Raw genomic sequence first — 17,063 nt, 5'->3', positions numbered from 1 at the left:
TAGGGGTTATTATCCCCGATTATACGAACTTTTAGAGGGCAGAGATGCCCTCCTTTACTTTAAGGTACTCATCATGAATGTTCGCGCTGCGGCTGCTAACGTCCTGTATCTTGTCGTCGACAAGGGCCACTCACTTTCAAGCGCTCTTCCAGCGGCTCAACAAACGGTACGACCTCGTGACCACGCTCTGTTACAAGAGATCTGTTACGGTGCGCTACGTTACCTCCCTCGCCTAGAAATGATCGCAAACCAGTTGATGGATAAGCCCCTCAAAGGCAAACAACGTGTATTCCATCACCTAATTCTGGTTGGTATTTACCAACTGAGCTTCATGCGCATTCCTGCGCACGCAGCAGTTGGTGAAACGGTTGAAGGCACTAAAGAGCTGAAAGGTCCTCGTCTGCGTGGTTTGATTAACGCTGTATTGCGTAACTACCAGCGCAACCAAGAAGAACTCGACCAAATGGCCGTCAGCAACAACGCTGGCAAGTACGGTCACCCAAGCTGGTTACTAAAACTGCTGCAAGAGGCCTACCCACAGCAATGGGAAAGCATTGTTGAAGCGAACAACCAAAAAGCACCAATGTGGCTGCGTGTGAACCATCAACACCACACTCGTGATGAATACCTTGCGCTGCTCAAAAATGAAAACATTGATAGCACGCCACACACAGAAGCAATGGACGCCATAAAATTGGCCGCACCATATGATGTGATGAAGCTACCTGGTTTTGAAAAAGGTTGGGTTTCGGTCCAAGATGCGGCGGCGCAGCTCTCGATCAACTACCTAAAACCACAAGACGGCGAACTGATTTTAGATTGCTGTGCAGCGCCAGGTGGCAAGACGGCGCACATTCTAGAGCGCACGTCAGGCAGTGAAGTGGTCGCGATTGACTGCGACGACACACGCTTGAAACGTGTGCATGAAAACCTGAAGCGTCTCAACCTTCAGGCAAAAGTGGTTTGCGGTGATGCGCGTAATCCACAAGAATGGTGGCAAGGCGAGCAATTTGATCGCATTTTGCTGGATGCCCCATGTTCTGCGACTGGCGTGATTCGTCGTCACCCAGACATCAAATGGCTACGTCGTGCAGACGACATCGCCGCATTAGCAGAGCTGCAAAGTGAAATTTTTGATGCCATGTGGACGCAACTGAAGCCCGGCGGCACAATGGTTTACGCGACTTGTTCAATCACACCGCAAGAAAACGTGGAGCAAGTAAAAGCGTTTTTAGCACGTACCGCGGATGCGCAACTGCTGGATTCTGATCCCGACCAGCCTGGTCGTCAAATTCTACCAGGCGAAGAAGATATGGATGGTTTCTACTACGCAGTGCTAACTAAAACACACGCGTAACAGCATGCTAAATAGGGCGATTGAAGTGATTTCAATCGCCTTTTTCAGATACGAGAAAAGAGTATGAAGATCATTATTCTTGGTGCAGGTCAGGTTGGCGGCACACTGGCAGAAAACCTAGTGGGTGAAAACAACGACATCACCATCGTCGACAATAATGCCGACCGACTGCGTGAATTGCAGGACAAATACGACCTGCGTGTGGTCAATGGCCATGCGAGCCACCCAGACGTGCTGCATGAAGCTGGCGCGCAAGACGCCGATATGCTCGTCGCAGTAACCAACACTGATGAAACCAACATGGCTGCCTGTCAGGTCGCGTTCACTCTATTCAATACCCCAAACCGCGTTGCACGTATTCGCTCTCCAGAATACTTGGCAGAAAAAGAAGCCCTGTTTAAATCTGGCGCCATTCCTGTCGATCACCTTATCGCCCCAGAAGAACTCGTTACGAGCTACATCGAACGTCTGATCCAATACCCGGGCGCGCTGCAAGTGGTGAGCTTTGCTGAACAGAAAGTCAGCCTAGTGGCGGTGAAAGCCTACTATGGTGGCCCGCTGGTGGGTAATGCGTTGTCTGCTTTGCGTGAGCACATGCCGCACATTGATACCCGTGTGGCAGCTATTTTCCGCCAGGGTCGCCCGATTCGCCCACAAGGCACCACGATTATTGAAGCCGACGATGAAGTGTTCTTCGTTGCAGCAAGTAATCATATTCGCTCAGTGATGAGTGAGCTTCAGCGCCTAGAAAAACCGTACCGCCGCATCATGATTGTTGGCGGGGGTAACATCGGCGCAAGCTTGGCAAAACGCCTAGAGCAAACTTACAGCGTGAAGCTGATTGAGCGTAACTACCAGCGTGCAGAAAAGCTCTCTGAGCAACTAGAAAACACCATCGTGTTCTGCGGTGATGCGGCAGACCAAGAGCTTCTCTCGGAAGAGAACATCGACCAAGTCGACGTCTTCATCGCGCTGACCAACGAAGATGAAACCAACATCATGTCTGCAATGTTGGCAAAACGCATGGGCGCTAAAAAAGTGATGGTGCTGATCCAACGTGGCGCTTATGTAGACCTGGTACAAGGCGGCGTAATTGATGTAGCAATCTCACCTCAGCAAGCCACTATTTCAGCCTTGCTAACGCACGTTCGTCGCGCTGATATCGTAAACGTATCCTCACTTCGCCGCGGCGCTGCGGAAGCGATTGAAGCCGTCGCTCACGGTGATGAAAGTACATCTAAAGTGGTTGGACGTGCGATTGGAGATATAAAGCTTCCACCTGGGACCACCATTGGTGCTATCGTTCGTGGCGAAGAAGTTCTTATTGCCCACGACCGTACGGTCATCGAGCAGGATGATCATGTGGTGATGTTCCTGGTCAACAAAAAATACGTATCAGACGTCGAAGCGCTATTCCAACCGAGTCCATTTTTCCTCTAGGATTTTCCTATGGTCAACTTACGTCCCGTACTGTTTGTTATCGGGCTGGTTTTATCCAAACTGGCCCTGTTTATGTACGTGCCGACTTTGGTCGCTTTCTTTACCGGTACGGGGGGATTCCTCGATTTCGCCCAAGCCGTTGTGATCACGCACCTTGCCGCCTTCATCTGCCTAACGATAGGTCGAACCGCCAAGTTCAAACTCAGCGTACGCGATATGTTCCTCATCACCAGTTTGGTTTGGACCATCGCGAGTGCGTTTGCCGCCTTGCCATTTGTGTTTATCAACCACATCAGCTTCACCGACGCCTACTTCGAAACGATGTCGGGTATCACCACGACGGGCTCAACGGTGCTCAGTGGCCTAGACAACATGGCGCCGAGCATATTGCTGTGGCGCTCTATTTTACAATGGCTTGGTGGCATTGGTTTTATCGTGATGGCGGTAGCAGTGTTACCTATGCTGAATGTCGGTGGTATGAAGCTATTCCAAACCGAATCATCAGATTGGTCGGATAAAAGTAGTCCAAGAGCGAAAACGGTCGCCAAAAACATCGTAGCGGTTTATTTGATGCTAACGGGCCTATGTATTTTGGGCTACTTGATCACCGGCATGAACCTGTTCGAAGCAATCAACCATGCCTTTACTACGCTATCGACGGGTGGATACTCTACATCTGATGGGTCAATGAACCACTTCTCTAATGGCGCACATTGGGTGGCCACTACCTTTATGTTCTTAGGTGGTTTGCCGTTTTTGCTCTTTATCGCCGCATTACGTAAACGCCGTATTGATGTGTTGGTTAACGACGCTCAAGTTAGAGGATTTGCGTACCTGTTCGTATTCTCAAGCTTAGTGATTTCAGCTTGGCTAGTGATTCGAGATGGGTACACCATTTTGGATGCCCTGCGAGTGTCGATGTTTAATATTGTCTCTGTCGTCACCACAACTGGCTTTGGCTTAGAAGACTTCACCGCATGGGGCGCATTACCCACCACTCTTTTCGCATTCTTAATGATGGCGGGGGCATGCTCAGGATCAACGTCTGGCGGGATCAAAATCTTCCGCTTCCAAATTGCAATGACGCTGCTAAACAAACAAATGATGAAGTTGATTCACCCTTCAGGGGTGTTTGTACAGCGTTATAACCAGCGACCGGTGAATGATGATATTGTTCGCTCAGTGGTGGCATTTGGCTTGATGTTTTTTATCACCATTATCTTTATCGCGGGTTGTTTAAGTGCTCTTGGCCTCGACCCTGTGACCAGTATTTCTGGCTCAATCACCGCCGTTGCCAATGTTGGCCCTGGTATGGGTAGTGTGATTGGCCCGACAGGCAACTTCGCGCCTCTGCCCGATACTGCCAAATGGCTCTTAAGCTTTGGGATGTTAATGGGCCGCTTGGAAATTCTGACTATTCTTGTACTGTTCTTTCCTGCGTTTTGGCGCCGCTAAGCAGACTCTAATTAAAAGGTATAACAATGAAAACATGGATTACTCTGGCGACCCTACTTGCCGCCTCATCCACATACGCCGCCGAGGTCATCACTTTAGCCGATGGTCGAGAAGTGAAGTTGAACGATGACTTTACCTGGGAATACGTCATGAAAAAACCGGCGCAGCAAGCGACGGAGACACAAACAACAGCAAGCGTAGTTGAAACAATCGCAGCTCCTGCGATTGCGACAATTCCAGTGGTAACGAAAACCGTTGGCACGACCGTGGTGGTAAATGCCAAAAAGCCAACCATGCAGCTATCAGATTCAGGTGTGGATGTATTGATTGGTTCAGCAAGCTATCAAAGCGGTGAGCTTGTTTTACCTACATCAATCACCAACCAAAGCTCTCAATCTGTCATTCAAGTGGAAGTTGAGGTGCAAGTGTTTGATATGTCTGGTCAGCAACTGGCAAAAGAAAACGTAACAGTTTGGCAATCCATCAAGCGCATGGCGGATACCTACCTGCGACCACAGCAAGCGGAACAAGGTAAGAGCATTAAATTGGCTGTACCGCAATCACAGCAATATCAGTTTTCTGCCAAAGTGCTAGAGGTAAAAACTCGCTAATACGTGTTTAATATTCTTTGTTGAGCCTATCGGCTAGATAGGCTCAACAAAGTAATAAATCGCAAAGAAATGGCACACGCAGCCAGCCAAAACAAAGCCGTGCCAGATCGCATGGTTAAAAGGAATGCGCTTCGCAACGTAGAAAATCACCCCCAGTGAATACACAATTCCACCAGCGGCAAGCAGTGTAAGTCCGCCGACATCCAAGTTAATAGCTAATTGATAAATCACAATCAACGATAACCATCCCATCACCAAGTACGTCATCAAAGAAAGCTTTTTAAATCGATAGACGAACGCAACTTTCATGATGATGCCGATCAACGCAATGCTCCAAATAACGATCATCAACCCAAATGCTAGAGGTGTTCTTAAGCTGACTAACAAGAAAGGGGTATAGCTGCCTGCTATCAAAAGATAAATAGCACAGTGGTCGAAGGTTTTTAGCCAACGTTTCGCTTTGGGATGAGGGATCGCATGATAGAGCGTCGAGGCCAAAAATAGCACGATAATACTCGCACCATAAATCGCCATACTGGTAAGCGTTAAAGTGTCAGCTTGATGGTCTATGGCTTTAACTAACAGCAGTATCAAGCCAACAATACCAAAAATCATCCCTATACCGTGGGTGATGGTATTGGCCAGTTCTTCACGTTGACTGTATTGAGGTTTCTGCAGCTCGGACATCAATGCGCCTATACTAGAGTTTGAAATTTGCTCTAGTATGGCACATTAGGCTTACACGTGTAAGCTTAAATTAAGACTCATGAACGGCAGTAGTTTGATCGAGATAATTGAGTACCAGTTCGCCAACTTGATCTGGCTTAGTCGTGGCAGGAATGGTCAGCTCTCGCTTGAGTTTGCCACTACCCAGTAAGCTTGCGAGCATGCCACCTTGCCCCTTGCGTGTGCGGTCAACTTCAAACCACAACTTGAGCTCTTGCTCACTGCGGTGGGCAACAAATTCTAATTCGCGCCACACGCCGTGGTAAGGTCCGTCGGTTGGCACCAGTTCAAACTCTTGCACAAATGGTAGATCGAATCCTTTCACTTCCTCGCATTCCACCTGGCGAATTCGTAAACCTTGCGCTTCAAATGCAGATAGTACCGCATCCATCAGTGGATCAGGTCGGACGGTGAGGATGTCTTTATCAGTCGGATCCAAAGCAGCAGCAACGTCTAAGCCAGTTTCTAACCATACTTTGGCATCACCAATGGTGACAGGCGTGTTCCAAGGCACATCGAGCTTAACATCGAAGGTACGCTCTTCGCCGGAATGGATGGTAAATGCGTAAGGGAGACTCCACTTAGCAAGCACATGAGTTTGAGGTACTCGGCGCATGCTGTGTCCTTCTCGCGCACCACGGTCATCAGGGGCTTCGGCGATGTAGCGGCAACAGAGTTTTAAATCAATGTTGTCGATCGCTTGTTCAGTCGCACCACCATATACATGGATAGACACATCCACACTTTGACCTGGGTATAGCACGTCTTGGTTTAAGATTGAGTCGACCTTCGCGCTCCCAATCCCAAAACTGGCAAGTGTCTTCTTCAAAAATGACATAGGCACCTCCTTCATCGAGATCTCATACTACTACTGCTGATCGTGGGATCAAACAAAAATTGCCTCGAACATCGCGACAAAATGACAAAATCTAAACAATTCAATTGCTCAACTATCGACCAATTATTACAAGGATGCTAATCTTACACTTGATATGCATGCATATCGGTATTCCTGACTCATTAACTGGATTGGCGAGAGCCAGAAGAGTGATTCTTCAATCTTGTTGGAGCCTAGCTCATAATGATTCAGGCCATTACATCGGCAATGGATATGCCTGACAGTTAGGTAAATTAATGCGCCCAACAACAGTCAGGTTCGCACACACTAATACTAGTGCAATGCGCCGCCGCAGTGGCTTTACTACTGCACCAAAGGCAAAGCAAGTTGCGCCAGCAATGACATTGGTTGAGAAGACAGCAATGATGTCGAGTGTTCCGGCCAAAGTTATCAAAGCAGCTTAATCAAAAGCGCGGCGCCAGCTGCGCTTTTTTCTTTGCACGAGACTCATAAAGCTTCAAAGACTTAGAACAAACCACGGTGAAAGAGATCGTTTTTCCTATTTGGTCTTCGCAAAGCAATTTGGTACCTTTACTGCTAATTACACCTATAAATTCTGTGGAGAAAGAAATGAAGTGTCATCGCATTGAAGAGCTGCTTGAGCTACTAGAGCCTGAATGGCATAAAGAGCAAGAGCTGAACCTATTGCAGTTCATCGTTAAGCTGGCAAAAGAAGCAGGCTATGAAGGAAAGCTAGAAGATCTGACCGACGATGTACTGATCTACCACCTTAAAATGCGTAATAGCAGCAAAGATGAAATGATCCCTGGACTCAAAAAAGACCAAGAAGACGATTTTAAAACGGCGATCCTACGCGCTCGTGGCATCATCAAATAACCAGCTCAACAGCCAGTATTCTTTAAGCGACTCTCCTGTGAGTCGCTTTTTTATAACCAAAGTTTTTAGTCCCACAATTGGTTATAACTGTTCAGCCAATTATCAGGTTAACTGTACTGATTTTTGTTGTTAAACATTGACTGCGTTAAAGAAACGGAATTGTTATTGATTGTATAATCGCCGTTCATCAGTATTTACTAAAATAATTATGTTCGGTCATCTTTATGACGGAACGAGCAGCAATGTCATCGAGCGACATCAATAGAAATGACGCCGTACATTATAAAAGCCTAAGAAGGATGAGTGCATGAGTCAGGACAAGATCGATATCAAAGATGTGACTCCTAAAACCTATAATCCCAAAACCCACAAAGGAAACGGGGATCGGTTTAACCCAAGTAATCGCATCTATGTACGCGAAAGCAAAGGGACTTACCAGAAACTGCGTCGTTACGGTGGTTGGTTCTTACTACTTCTCTTCGCTTTGATACCGTGGATCCCTTACGGTGAACGTCAAGCGATCTTGCTTGATATTGGCAACCAGCAGTTCAACTTTTTCGGTACCACACTGTACCCACAAGATCTTACCCTACTCGCCTTGCTGTTTGTGATCGCGGCGTTTGGGTTGTTCTTTATTACCACCTTCTTAGGTCGAGTTTGGTGTGGCTATCTCTGCCCACAAACCGTCTGGACCTTCATGTATATCTGGTTTGAAGAGAAGCTCGAAGGTAGTGCCAATAAACGCCGTAAACAAGACTCCAATAAGCTGACGGCGAATTTAGCGATGCGTAAAACCGTCAAACATATAGCTTGGTTTGCCATTGCACTCGCCACTGGTTTTACTTTTGTTGGCTACTTCGTGCCAATGAAGCAATTGGTTATCGACTTTTTCACCTTTAACGCCAACTTCTGGCCCGTCTTTTGGGTAATGTTCTTTGCCATTTGTACTTATGGTAATGCTGGTTGGATGCGTTCCATCATGTGTATTCACATGTGTCCTTACGCGCGCTTCCAGTCTGCCATGTTTGATAAAGACACCTTCATCGTTGGCTACGATGCAAAACGTGGGGAAAAACGTGGCCCACGTCCGCGTAAAGCCGATCCAAAGCAGCTTGGTTTGGGTGATTGTATTGATTGTGATTTGTGTGTGCAGGTGTGCCCAACAGGTATCGATATTCGTGACGGCTTGCAGTATGAATGTATCAACTGTGGCGCCTGTATTGATGCGTGTGACAACACCATGGATCGCATGGGCTACGAGAAAGGCCTAATTAGTTACACCACCGAACATCGCTTATCGGGTAAGAGTACCAAAGTCATGCGTCCGAAGCTGCTAGGCTATGGTGCCGTACTACTCGTCATGGTCGGTCTTTTCTTTGCCCAAATTGCAGCGGTAGACCCAGCCGGCATGAGTGTTATTCGCGACCGTAACCAACTGTTCCGCGTTAATAGCTCGGGAGAAGTAGAAAACACCTACACCCTCAAAGTGATCAACAAAACTCAGCAAGTGCAAGAGTACTCGTTGGATGTTGAAGGGCTATCCGATGTAAGCTGGTATGGTAAGCAGACAATTCAGGTCCAGCCAGGTGAGGTATTAAACCTGCCAATGAGTCTTGGTGCCGATCCTGACAAGCTAAACTCTGCGATTACGACAATTCAGTTTATACTCACCGATAAGAGCAACGAATTCACCATTGAAGTAGAAAGCCGTTTTATTAAAAAACTATAGTGCTACTTCAGTGACTAACGGAAAAAGGCTCAGTAATGAGCCTTTTTGTTTATATGTCCCAAAGTATGTTTAACTTTGACGCCCTTACCCCAGACTTTATGTGGTACGCGTTAGAAAGCATCGGCGTTCGCGCAGAATCAGGCTTTCTTCCCCTCAATAGCTACGAAAACCGTGTTTATCAATTTACTGACGAAGAGCGTCGTCGTTATGTCGTCAAGTTTTACCGTCCTGAACGTTGGAGCAATGAACAGATCCAAGAGGAGCACGACTTTACTTTAGAGCTGATTGGCAATGAGATACCCGTCGCACCACCTGTGCGCATCAACGGTGAAACCCTGCATCACTATCAAGGCTATGCTTTTGCGCTGTTTGATAGCGTGGGTGGTCGCCAATACGAGGTTGACAATTTAGATCAGCTCGAAGGTGTAGGGCGTTTCCTTGGCCGCATCCATAAAGTCGGCAGCCGCCAAGCGTTCCAACATCGCCCTACGATCGGCTTACAAGAATACCTGTATCAACCAAGAGAGATTCTGCAAAACGCCAATATGATTCCAATGCACTTGGAGAACAGCTTCTTCAATGACTTGGATATGCTGATCAAATCAATTGAAAGCCACTGGCAAGAAGGCTTCAATATGATTCGTTTGCATGGCGATTGCCACCCAGGCAATATTTTGTGGCGAGATGGCCCTATGTTTGTTGATTTGGATGACGCTCGTAACGGCCCTGCAGTACAAGACTTATGGATGCTATTGAACGGTGAACGCCAAGACAAACTGATGCAGTTGGATATTGTTTTAGAGGCTTACCAAGAGTTTTGCGACTTTAATCCTGCAGAATTGAAACTAATCGAGCCACTTCGCGGTCTACGAATGGTGCACTATATGGCATGGCTAGCAAAACGTTGGCATGACCCTGCATTTCCTCTCGCTTTTCCATGGTTTAATGAGCCAAAATACTGGGAAGGTCAGGTCCTTGCATTTAAAGAGCAGATCGCCGCTTTAGAAGAAGCACCGCTGTCTTTAATGCCTCAGTGGTAAGTCAGGCCAAAAATTCAAAAATGGAGATATTTCGATGAAAAAACTGTTCGCACTGTTTTCTATGCTGATGTTAAGCCTGTCGGCACATGCAGCGCAATTCAAAGAAGGTGAACATTACAAAGTATTGGATCTTGAGGCATCAAAAAAACCTCTTGTGACGGAGTTTTTCTCTTTCTACTGCCCGCACTGTAATAGCTTTGAACCGGTTATCCAGCAACTGAAAAAGCAGTTGCCAGAAGGTACTAAGCTATTAAAAAACCACGTTTCTTTCATGGGTGGCAACATGGGCCCATCAATGAGCAAAGCCTACGCAACGATGGTTGCACTAAAAGTGGAAGACAAAATGGTGCCAGTGATGTTTAACCGCATCCACAATCTAAAGAAAGCACCACGTAATGATGAAGAACTTCGTCAAATCTTCCTTGATGAAGGTGTAGATGCGAAAAAATTCGATTCTGCATTCAAAGGCTTCGCGGTTGATTCAATGGTTCGCCGTATGGACAAGCAATTTGAAAACAGCGGTCTAACCGGCGTTCCTGCGGTTATCGTTAACAACAAATACCTAGTTCAAGCACAAAGCATCAAAACGATGGATGAGTACTTCTCTCTGGTGAACTACTTGCTGACACTAAAATAAGCACATCGATATCAATCAAAAGGGGAACACGTCGCTCCCCTTTTGTTTATTTGTAAATCTCTTGTAGCAACCGATCTTTTTCTTGCCACACATCCCCCAACCATTGCTGAAATTGTCGCTTATAGGGCTTATCGTTGAAGTAATCACCAAGCACTCTTTCATCAACGGGTAACACATTTACACGCACAACCACCTTGCTCATGCGGCCCATCAATAAATCCTTGAACGGTTTATGCGTATTTTCTGGGTACGCCAACGTAACGTCGATAATGCTCTCGAACTGCTCCCCCATCGCCGCTAACGTGTACGCAATCCCGCCCGACTTTGGTTGCAGCAAATATTGATAGTTTGCTTTACTCTTACGCTGCTTTTCTTCGGTAAATCGGGTTCCTTCGACATAGTTAACCACTGTGGTTGGAGTGTGTTTGAATTTAGCGCACGAGCGACGTGTCGTCTCTAAATCTTTACCTCGCTTATGAGGGTTGCGGATCAGATACTCTCGCGAATAGCGACGCATAAATGGCATATCGAGCGCCCAACACGCCATCCCGATGAAAGGCACATACAGCAGTTGTTGCTTGAGGAAAAACTTCGGCATGGGAATACGGTCTTTAAACACGCAGCAAAGCACAACAATATCTGTCCAACTGAGATGGTTACTGATCAGCAGATACCACCCGTCTTTTTTAAGCGCTTCACCGCCCTGAACATCCCACTCAACACGGTTAGATACCGCCAGAATGCACGCATTAACGGTAGCCCATAACCACATCACCTTATTGGCACAAACGGTCGCTAGTGCTTTTAGCTTTACGCCAGGAAGCAATATTTTAAATACAGCGATAACACAAATTGCGAGTGAACAAACCGCAGAATTGAGAATCACAAAAGAAGCGTTAAAAAAAAATAACAAATATGCCAACATGATAGTCAAACAACAGTGATAATGTGTGAAGAATAAAACAGCGTGTAATTATACTGCGCCTTTGCCACATTGGAACATGCGTGGAAATGGTCAGATTTGTTACCGCAACCAATATGTGCACCATTCATTCGACAACAAGGAGATAACGAATGAAACCAAGGCTACTTCTCTTGCCTTTGGCCTTTGTCGTCAGTTCTGCTCAGGCTCAACTCGCTGAAACCGCAGGTTTTGGCGGTGAAATTTCGCTGAATGCCGGATTCATATCATCAGAATCCAATTTCAATACAGAAAATAGTAACACCATCGATTCTCTCGATAAGCGTGCCGATAGTGACAGTTCTGTTATCGCTGCACCGCTAGGGAGTGTGACATACACCTTTGGTAGCCGACTCAACCACCAAGTTTACGCCGGTACCACACGCTCAGATGTCGCGGTAGGTACACTCGCTTTTCAGTTGGGCTATCAACACGAGCTACAATCTGGCACCGTGCTCGATGTTTCCTATCTGCCGACGGTACTCAAAGGCGAAACTTGGCGCAACCCTTATCAAGTAGGAACCGCACGTAAAGAGACGGATGTTGACGGCAATGCGTATCGCTTTCAGATCAAAGGGTTGATTGATAAGAACTTCAACCTTGATCTTGCTTATGCTGATAAAGACATCGAGCAGGAGGAAGTGACAGACCGCTCACTTGCTCGCGATGCTAACCTTTACTATGTCAAAGGCGACTATCGCATTCCACTCAACCAAACATCTATGTTGCAACCCGCTTTCACCTACATCAATCAAGATGCCGACGGTAAGGCGGAGTCATTTGATTCGTACGGATTTGACATTAGCTGGTTTAAATTTATCAACCGTCATCGATTGGCCCTCACCGCGGGTTATGCATGGAAAGACTATCAAGCAGCTAGCCAAACTTTTGCTAAAACACGAAATAACGACACCATCAGCCTATTTGCGGCCTACGAATATCAAAACGTATTTGACTGGCAAGACTGGTCGTTCATTTCTTTAGCCGGCTATAGCCAAACTGACTCGAATATCACGTTTTATGAGGAGAAAGAGTACCTATTGTCGCTTGGTCTCAACTACACCTTCTAACGTCCTTCATCGCAACAAGGCGCTCACAACACTTGTTGCGATGACATTTTGCATGTCTCTATACCGCTTGCGCCGTAAGCTGTTTCAGTAAACGGTCCATCGCTCGATACCCAAGTGCCTCGGCCAAGTGCGTTCGTTCAATTTGCTCCGCCCCATCCAGATCGGCGATTGTTCGCGCCACTTTGATAATACGATGATATGCACGAATAGAGAGTCCTAAACGATGCAAAGCGGTTTCAAGAAACTCAGCATCACTCTTATGCAAGGGACAAAACGCCTCAATTTCTCGACTACCTAGCAGTGCATTGACCTTACCACTGCGGTTTAGCATATTGTTACGCGCATGGCTCACACGCGCTTTTACGATAGCAGTCGGCTCACCGCGATCACCACCTTCTGCTAATGTCCCTTTGGGCAAAGCTGGGATTTCTAAAGACATATCAAAGCGATCTAACAGTGGTCCAGATAATCGACCAAGGTAGCGCAAAATAGCTTGTGGATTGGTGCGCGCTTGATTGCCTTCGTAATATCCTGTCGGCTTGGGTTCAAGGCTCCAACTAATTGGAAACGAGCCGGAAAGCGTGTTTTACCTTGCGCTCGAGAGATAATGATCTCGCCAGATTCGAGCGGTTCGCGTAACGAGTCCAGAACTTTACGATCAAATTCGGGCATTTCATCGAGAAACAATAACCCGTTGTGGGCTAAAGAGATCTCCCCTGGTCTGGGTACCGAACCACCGCCGACTAATGCCGCCATTGAACTTGAATGATGCGGAGAACGAAACGGACGCGACTTCCAGTTATGCTCATTAATTTCACTCTGAGTCAACGATGCCACCGAAGCGGTTTCCATTGCTTCTTCGTCACTCATTTCCGGTAATAAGTCACACAAACGCGAAGCCAACATCGTTTTTCCAGTACCTGGCGGGCCAAGGAAAAGTAAGTTGTGGTTTCCAGCGGCAGCAATCTCCAGTGCTCGCTTACCTTGTTGTTGGCCAATAATATCTTGTAAGTCTCGACCATGTTTTTCGATCGTTTTTCGCTTAGGCGTTTGAAAAAGATTCAGTCGATGTTGACCACAAAGCTCGGCACATACTTCCAGTAATGATTGGGCCGATTTATGTTGTTCCTTCCCCACCAGCGCCGCCTGATCGCCATTCACATGTGGGACGACCAAATGGCGTTGAATCTTACTAGCTTCCAGCGCAGCAGGCAGCACACCTTTTACAGGTCTCAGACCACCAGATAGTGCTAACTCACCAACAAATTCGTAATTTTTGAGCTTATCTGTCGCGATTTGCTCCGAAGCGGCCAAAATTCCCAATGCAATAGGAAGATCAAAACGTCCTCCCTCCTTGGGTAGATCTGCCGGAGCCAAGTTCACGGTAATAAACTTTTTGAAATAGACAACTGTGATATAGTTTGTGGCTATTACAGGAAGGGGCGCAATGAAAACAGCTTACTCGTACATTAGATTCAGCAGCAAAGCACAAGAGTTAGGTGACTCACTGCGAAGACAGCTAGACGATACTCGGCGTTATTGCACTGAACACAATTTAAAACTGTCTGAAACGTCATATCAAGACTTAGGTATCAGTGCTTTTAAAGATAGAGATAGGGCGTCTCTTGAGGACATGCTCTCAGCAATTAAGAACGGCTCAATACAACACGGAAGCGTAATCATTCTGGAATCAGTTGATAGGCTTAGTCGCGCAGGTATTGATAAGACTCAAGAGATTGTGAAATCAATACTAAGGCACGATGTTGAGATCGTTTCGCTTCATGATGGTTTGCACTTAACAAAGGATTCTCTGAATGATTTGATTGCTGTAATACGTTTAGCTGCATCAGCAGACTTAGCTCACCAGGAGTCGGTGAAAAAAGCTGAACGAGTTAAAGCGGCGAAGAAGCGGCAGAAAGACGACGCAAGGCAAGGTAAGGCTATCAAAAAGCGCTTGGTTTGGTGGTTATCACGGGAAAGCGATACATATAAACTAAATGAGAACGCTCAGTACGTTCGTAAAATGATTAAGCTACGTCAGCAGGGAGCTGGTTATCACAAAATTGCAATGAAATTAAATGAGTTAGGCATTCAGACAAGGTATGGGAAAACATGGTCTGATACTGCTGTTCGTGAAATGCTATCTCATGATGCACTGTATGGTGGATATCAGGTAGGGACAGTTAAGGATGGCAAATTTATAAAAGAGGAGCTAATTCATAATTACTACCCTCCTCTAATATCCTACAGCGAGTTCAAAGAATTACAGTCTGAATACGTAAATCGGACAGGTGGTCACAAAAAACACAATCATTTAAGTGGGCTGGTTCGATGTGGTCACTGTGGTTCAGCAATGCAAAAAAAACTCAGCAAACGTACTACGAAAAAGCGCACTATCGAATACAAGCAATGGATATGCGTGGCTTCAGTGAGCGGTGGATGTGAATTTAAAAATGGTATACGTGACTTAGATGAGCACATATTCAAGGTTGCTAAAAATTTGGTAATTGAGAATAGCGCGACAATATCGGAGGCTGAAGATACTGCTATCGCAAGGGTAGATGAGCTTCAGTCACGGCTAATAATGCAAAAAGATAAGCTGGCAAATGCAGATGGTGTAACGTTTGATTTAATCTTAGAGGCGACAGAAAGAACAAAAGCAGAGCTAGACTCAGCAAGTTCACACTTAGCTCAGCTTCAAGCAAATTCGCGAGATATTACAACTGAAGATGTGGATAGACTTGCGGAGTATTCAGACGATGCTGTTAGGTTCAACTTACATCTGAAAAAGCTAATTCAGCGGATAGTAGTCAGCAAAAAAGGTGACAACTTGTGGCACGTGAAATTATTTCAACGTAATCAACATACGGTTAATCTGACTGTCTTTAGAGAAACACAACGCAGTGCTTTTAAGTACTATTTGAGTGGTTCAGAAGATAGAGCTAGCTTGATTGAAGACGCTAAGCGAGGCTTCGCGGAAATGCATGAGTGGGAAAAAGACTACTGTGACGAAGTTACTTAAAAAACTCACTCACATCAACTTTTAGCGCTTTAGCGAAGGCAATCAGCTCAAAGTCACGAACTTGTCTAATCTCAAGCTCTACTTTGGAGTAGGTAGAGCGGCTCATGTCTAGGCCGCTCAATTGCAAACGGGCGATCATATCTTTCTGAGTGATTTTTTTACTCTTTCTTATCTCTCTGATTTTCTTGCCGGTCACATTTGGGTTCATAGTCATTTTGCTCTGGTTGTGGAGCAAAATTTTCTCATTTAACATATGTCAAAATGCTCTACTGGCGGAGCATTTGTTTTTTGTATCAAGGGAAAATAATGACAATTTCAAAATCTGATAACGGTAAGAAGCTGCTACGCTTATCTGGAATTACAGCATCGGTACTTCTGGTTACTGCGTGTCAATCTACAGGTGGCGGTCAGTATTCAGGTGGTATCACTCGCACAGCCGAAAGCAACTTACTGCCTTACTCAAATTACGTGTATATCTCAACAGCAAACGAGGAACGGTATACTTTTTACAAAGATAATGGACAGTTTAGGCTTACTCAGCAGCTAACATTTGATCTGCCGCTATCTGAGGTTATTGGTTCTTGCGGATGGAGCTCTTCTTCATCATGGGAAGGTAAGCGTGGCACTCTAACGATCACGCAAGCGAATACGATTCGTAACAAGTCAGGTGGCTCTGGGTACGAACGGAACTATGTTGCACTACAAGGTTATGTGGCCAGCGACGAATACGACGTATCTAACTGCAAGGCATCTGTAGACGTGAGAGAAGGTAAGCAGACTGCTGGCTTTGCTCAAACAGTGCTGCCAGAACTAAAAGCGCAGAAGGATGCAGAGTTTGAAAAACGATATTTAGCAGCATCAGGTAAAGCAAAAGCGGAGCATGAGCAAAAGGTAAACAAGAGCTGGCACATTAATGAGCTGGCTGATACTGCGGAAGGTATCGCAACGCTAAAGGTATGCATGGAAAAAGGTGTGTACTTCTTACCAGGTGACAAGAAAGCAAAACAGGTTATCAGCTCTGCTGAGTCATACGCGAAAAATGACATTAAGTCGAAGGTAGATGGCAAACATTACTGGGACAAAGCAGCATATGAGAAAGCTTATCAAGGCGGTTTGAACAAGGCTCGGTATCATTGGCAAAATGACTTCTTAACGTTCTCAGATCAATGCGCAGCTCTTCGTAATGGGGTTGATGCTGTCACTAACAAGTAGTAATTCACATATGCAATCAGGATTATAATCTTGGTTGCATTTTTTCTTTATACAAGTCAAATGGGATC

At 46.0% G+C, this 17,063-nt stretch carries 16 protein-coding genes and 1 pseudogene; 12 read left to right on the top strand and 5 right to left on the bottom strand.

Translation table 11 applies throughout. From position 1 onward, the window contains the following. The first annotated feature begins 73 nt into the window (after nt 1-73). The 4 genes from rsmB (at nt 74) to R7127_RS17440 (ending at nt 4,863) form a co-directional block, all read left to right on the top strand. On the top strand, nt 74-1,357 hold the full coding sequence (rsmB, locus tag R7127_RS17455; protein ID WP_258483906.1) for a 16S rRNA (cytosine(967)-C(5))-methyltransferase RsmB: 1,284 nt from the start codon (nt 74-76) through the stop codon (nt 1,355-1,357). A gap of 63 nt (nt 1,358-1,420) precedes the next feature. After that, complete coding sequence (trkA, locus tag R7127_RS17450; protein ID WP_005379062.1) at nt 1,421-2,797, top strand: Trk system potassium transporter TrkA; 1,377 nt, start codon at nt 1,421-1,423, stop codon at nt 2,795-2,797. Nucleotides 2,798-2,806: 9 nt separating this feature from the next. After that, nucleotides 2,807-4,252, top strand: a complete 1,446-nt coding sequence (locus R7127_RS17445; protein ID WP_017821575.1) for a TrkH family potassium uptake protein — start codon at nt 2,807-2,809, stop codon at nt 4,250-4,252. Nucleotides 4,253-4,278: 26 nt separating this feature from the next. After that, nucleotides 4,279-4,863, top strand: coding sequence for a DUF3157 family protein (locus tag R7127_RS17440; RefSeq protein ID WP_054575337.1), 585 nt, complete (start codon nt 4,279-4,281; stop codon nt 4,861-4,863). A gap of 33 nt (nt 4,864-4,896) precedes the next feature. Here R7127_RS17440 and trhA read toward each other — a convergent pair whose 3' ends face one another. Further along, a complete protein-coding gene (gene trhA / locus R7127_RS17435) occupies nt 4,897-5,550 on the bottom strand; it encodes a PAQR family membrane homeostasis protein TrhA (RefSeq protein ID WP_005379047.1) in 654 nt (217 codons plus the stop codon). A gap of 70 nt (nt 5,551-5,620) precedes the next feature. Continuing rightward, nucleotides 5,621-6,427, bottom strand: coding sequence for a sporulation protein (locus R7127_RS17430; protein ID WP_005379045.1), 807 nt, complete (start codon nt 6,425-6,427; stop codon nt 5,621-5,623). A 296-nt stretch (nt 6,428-6,723) separates the two neighbouring features. On the opposite strand from R7127_RS17430, the gene R7127_RS17425 reads away from it, so the two are divergent. From R7127_RS17425 to R7127_RS17405, 5 genes are all read left to right on the top strand, one after another. Continuing rightward, nucleotides 6,724-6,891, top strand: a complete 168-nt coding sequence (locus tag R7127_RS17425; RefSeq protein WP_005379043.1) for a hypothetical protein — start codon at nt 6,724-6,726, stop codon at nt 6,889-6,891. Between the two features lie 166 nt (nt 6,892-7,057). Continuing rightward, nucleotides 7,058-7,324 (top strand): YihD family protein, encoded by a 267-nt coding sequence (locus R7127_RS17420; protein WP_033906580.1) that lies wholly within the window; start codon nt 7,058-7,060, stop codon nt 7,322-7,324. 307 nt (nt 7,325-7,631) lie between these two features. Further along, on the top strand, nt 7,632-9,053 hold the full coding sequence (ccoG, locus tag R7127_RS17415) for a cytochrome c oxidase accessory protein CcoG (RefSeq protein ID WP_033906581.1): 1,422 nt from the start codon (nt 7,632-7,634) through the stop codon (nt 9,051-9,053). Between the two features lie 53 nt (nt 9,054-9,106). After that, nucleotides 9,107-10,093: a serine/threonine protein kinase gene (locus R7127_RS17410; RefSeq protein ID WP_005379037.1), complete on the top strand. Its 987-nt coding sequence runs from the start codon at nt 9,107-9,109 to the stop codon at nt 10,091-10,093. A 34-nt stretch (nt 10,094-10,127) separates the two neighbouring features. Next, a complete protein-coding gene (locus R7127_RS17405) occupies nt 10,128-10,730 on the top strand; it encodes a thiol:disulfide interchange protein DsbA/DsbL (RefSeq protein WP_005379036.1) in 603 nt (200 codons plus the stop codon). Between the two features lie 46 nt (nt 10,731-10,776). On the opposite strand, the gene R7127_RS17400 is transcribed toward R7127_RS17405, so the two are convergent. Then, nucleotides 10,777-11,655 (bottom strand): acyltransferase, encoded by an 879-nt coding sequence (locus R7127_RS17400; protein ID WP_033906583.1) that lies wholly within the window; start codon nt 11,653-11,655, stop codon nt 10,777-10,779. A 149-nt stretch (nt 11,656-11,804) separates the two neighbouring features. On the opposite strand from R7127_RS17400, the gene R7127_RS17395 reads away from it, so the two are divergent. Beyond that, on the top strand, nt 11,805-12,761 hold the full coding sequence (locus R7127_RS17395; protein ID WP_258483907.1) for a DUF2860 domain-containing protein: 957 nt from the start codon (nt 11,805-11,807) through the stop codon (nt 12,759-12,761). A 58-nt stretch (nt 12,762-12,819) separates the two neighbouring features. On the opposite strand, the pseudogene R7127_RS17390 reads toward R7127_RS17395, so the two are convergent. Beyond that, nucleotides 12,820-14,156, bottom strand: a pseudogene (locus tag R7127_RS17390) (YifB family Mg chelatase-like AAA ATPase); the annotation flags it as partial. 52 nt (nt 14,157-14,208) lie between these two features. On the opposite strand from R7127_RS17390, the gene R7127_RS17385 reads away from it, so the two are divergent. Continuing rightward, entirely contained in the window at nt 14,209-15,783 is a 1,575-nt protein-coding gene (locus R7127_RS17385) for a recombinase family protein (RefSeq protein ID WP_053301539.1), read from the top strand. Here the strand turns inward: R7127_RS17385 and R7127_RS17380 are convergent. Next, complete coding sequence (locus R7127_RS17380; RefSeq protein WP_318148473.1) at nt 15,776-15,997, bottom strand: helix-turn-helix transcriptional regulator; 222 nt, start codon at nt 15,995-15,997, stop codon at nt 15,776-15,778. The two genes, R7127_RS17385 and R7127_RS17380, sit on opposite strands and share 8 nt — an antisense overlap. 92 nt (nt 15,998-16,089) lie before the next feature. Between R7127_RS17380 and R7127_RS17375 the strand changes: the two genes are divergently transcribed. After that, nucleotides 16,090-16,995 carry a hypothetical protein gene (locus R7127_RS17375; protein WP_258484760.1) on the top strand — a complete coding sequence of 302 codons (906 nt, stop codon included), beginning with the start codon at nt 16,090-16,092 and terminating at the stop codon, nt 16,993-16,995. Nucleotides 16,996-17,063: the final 68 nt, after the last annotated feature.

Origin of the sequence: Vibrio sp. 1159 (assembly GCF_033340395.1) — a bacterium.
GTDB lineage: Bacteria > Pseudomonadota > Gammaproteobacteria > Enterobacterales > Vibrionaceae > Vibrio > Vibrio alginolyticus.
The sequence above is the reverse complement of the archived record's forward strand: the minus strand, read 5'-3'. Positions and strand labels throughout refer to the sequence as shown.

What these genes read in the sequence shown, in the direction of transcription:
- trhA (WP_005379047.1), bottom strand. Translation starts at nt 5,550, where the DNA reads ATGTCCGAGCTGCAGAAACCTCAATACAGTCAACGTGAAGAACTGGCC.
- R7127_RS17425 (WP_005379043.1), top strand. Translation starts at nt 6,724, where the DNA reads ATGCGCCCAACAACAGTCAGGTTCGCACACACTAATACTAGTGCAATG.
- R7127_RS17410 (WP_005379037.1), top strand. Translation starts at nt 9,107, where the DNA reads ATGTCCCAAAGTATGTTTAACTTTGACGCCCTTACCCCAGACTTTATG.
- R7127_RS17420 (WP_033906580.1), top strand. Translation starts at nt 7,058, where the DNA reads ATGAAGTGTCATCGCATTGAAGAGCTGCTTGAGCTACTAGAGCCTGAA.
- trkA (WP_005379062.1), top strand. Translation starts at nt 1,421, where the DNA reads ATGAAGATCATTATTCTTGGTGCAGGTCAGGTTGGCGGCACACTGGCA.
- R7127_RS17430 (WP_005379045.1), bottom strand. Translation starts at nt 6,427, where the DNA reads ATGTCATTTTTGAAGAAGACACTTGCCAGTTTTGGGATTGGGAGCGCG.
- R7127_RS17375 (WP_258484760.1), top strand. Translation starts at nt 16,090, where the DNA reads ATGACAATTTCAAAATCTGATAACGGTAAGAAGCTGCTACGCTTATCT.
- R7127_RS17405 (WP_005379036.1), top strand. Translation starts at nt 10,128, where the DNA reads ATGAAAAAACTGTTCGCACTGTTTTCTATGCTGATGTTAAGCCTGTCG.
- R7127_RS17445 (WP_017821575.1), top strand. Translation starts at nt 2,807, where the DNA reads ATGGTCAACTTACGTCCCGTACTGTTTGTTATCGGGCTGGTTTTATCC.
- R7127_RS17440 (WP_054575337.1), top strand. Translation starts at nt 4,279, where the DNA reads ATGAAAACATGGATTACTCTGGCGACCCTACTTGCCGCCTCATCCACA.
- R7127_RS17395 (WP_258483907.1), top strand. Translation starts at nt 11,805, where the DNA reads ATGAAACCAAGGCTACTTCTCTTGCCTTTGGCCTTTGTCGTCAGTTCT.
- R7127_RS17400 (WP_033906583.1), bottom strand. Translation starts at nt 11,655, where the DNA reads ATGTTGGCATATTTGTTATTTTTTTTTAACGCTTCTTTTGTGATTCTC.
- rsmB (WP_258483906.1), top strand. Translation starts at nt 74, where the DNA reads ATGAATGTTCGCGCTGCGGCTGCTAACGTCCTGTATCTTGTCGTCGAC.
- ccoG (WP_033906581.1), top strand. Translation starts at nt 7,632, where the DNA reads ATGAGTCAGGACAAGATCGATATCAAAGATGTGACTCCTAAAACCTAT.
- R7127_RS17380 (WP_318148473.1), bottom strand. Translation starts at nt 15,997, where the DNA reads ATGACTATGAACCCAAATGTGACCGGCAAGAAAATCAGAGAGATAAGA.
- R7127_RS17385 (WP_053301539.1), top strand. Translation starts at nt 14,209, where the DNA reads ATGAAAACAGCTTACTCGTACATTAGATTCAGCAGCAAAGCACAAGAG.